A 1,706-nucleotide genomic window follows, 5' to 3' on the forward strand; every position below is an offset into this window, starting at 1 on the left:
CACCAAGGCAGGGTGGTCCACCAAGGCAGGGTGGCCCACCAAGGCAGGGTGGCCCGAGAAAGAAAAACATTTATCATCATTCACTCCATCACTGTCTTGCCAGAAGGGTGCTTTACACTACAGTTTTTAAACTGCAACATTAACACCCCTCCTTCAGAGTGCAGGCACTGTACTTCCCATCTCCAGGACTCAAGTCCGGCCTGCCGGTTTCCCTGAACCCCTTCATAAATGTTACTTTGCTCACACTCCAACAGCACGTCAAGTATTAAAAACCATTTGTCTCCATTCACTCCTATCAAACACGCTCACGCATGCCTGCTGGAAGTCCAAGCCCCTCGCACACAAAACCTCCTTTACCCCCTCCCTCCAACCCTTCCTAGGCCGACCCCTACCCCGCCTTCCTTCCACTACAGACTGATACACTCTTGAAGTCATTCTGTTTCGCTCCATTCTCTCTACATGTCCGAACCACCTCAACAACCCTTCCTCAGCCCTCTGGACAACAGTTTTGGTAATCCCGCACCTCCTCCTAACTTCCAAACTACGAATTCTCTGCATTATATTCACACCACACATTGCCCTCAGACATGACATCTCCACTGCCTCCAGCCTTCTCCTCGCTGCAACATTCATCACCCACGCTTCACACCCATATAAGAGCGTTGGTAAAACTATACTCTCATACATTCCCCTCTTTGCCTCCAAGGACAAAGTTCTTTGTCTCCAAGGACAAAGTTCTTTGTCTCCACAGACTCCTAAGTGCACCACTCACTCTTTTTCCCTCATCAATTCTATGATTCACCTCATCTTTCATAGACCCATCCGCTGACACGTCCACTCCCAAATATCTGAATACGTTCACCTCCTCCATACTCTCTCCCTCCAATCTGATATCCAATCTTTCATCACCTAATCTTTTTGTTATCCTCATAACCTTACTCTTTCCTGTATTCACTTTTAATTTTCTTCTTTTGCACACCCTACCAAATTCATCCACCAATCTCTGCAACTTCTCTTCAGAATCTCCCAAGAGCACAGTGTCATCAGCAAAGAGCAGCTGTGACAACTCCCACTTTGTGTGTGATTCTTTATCTTTTAACTCCACGCCTCTTGCCAAGACCCTCGCATTTACTTCTCTTACAACCCCATCTATAAATATATTAAACAACCACGGTGACATCACACATCCTTGTCTAAGGCCTACTTTTACTGGGAAAAAATTTCCCTCTTTCCTACATACTCTAACTTGAGCCTCACTATCCTCGTAAAAACTCTTCACTGCTTTCAGTAACCTACCTCCTACACCATACACTTGCAACATCTGCCACATTGCCCCCCTATCCACCCTGTCATACGCCTTTTCCAAATCCATAAATGCCACAAAGACCTCTTTAGCCTTATCTAAATACTGTTCACTTATATGTTTCACTGTAAACACCTGGTCCACACACCCCCTACCTTTCCTAAAGCCTCCTTGTTCATCTGCTATCCTATTCTCCGTCTTACTCTTAATTCTTTCAATTATAACTCTACCATACACTTTACCAGGTACACTCAACAGACTTATCCCCCTATAATTTTTGCACTCTCTTTTATCCCCTTTGCCTTTATACAAAGGAACTATGCATGCTCTCTGCCAATCCTTAAGTACCTTGCCCTCTTTCATACAGTTATTAAATAAAAGAACCAACCATCCCAAAACTATC

Annotated in this window: 2 protein-coding genes; both read right to left on the reverse strand. The window is 44.8% G+C overall.

Annotated features, from left to right (window positions below; genetic code table 11):
• Window positions 1–258 precede the first annotated feature (258 nt).
• Complete coding sequence (locus D3P35_RS26460; RefSeq protein ID WP_157982345.1) at window positions 259–687, reverse strand: hypothetical protein; 429 nt, start codon at window positions 685–687, stop codon at window positions 259–261.
• On the reverse strand, window positions 680–1,706 hold a 1,027-nt coding region (locus tag D3P35_RS25690; protein WP_157982346.1), incomplete at its 5' end, for a reverse transcriptase family protein. The genes D3P35_RS25690 and D3P35_RS26460, both read right to left, overlap by 8 nt.

The sequence above is a fragment of the Oceanicella sp. SM1341 genome, from assembly GCF_003448965.1.
Taxonomy (GTDB): domain Bacteria; phylum Pseudomonadota; class Alphaproteobacteria; order Rhodobacterales; family Rhodobacteraceae; genus Paroceanicella.

What these genes read in the sequence shown, in the direction of transcription:
- D3P35_RS26460 (WP_157982345.1), bottom strand. Translation starts at nt 687, where the DNA reads ATGTATGAGAGTATAGTTTTACCAACGCTCTTATATGGGTGTGAAGCG.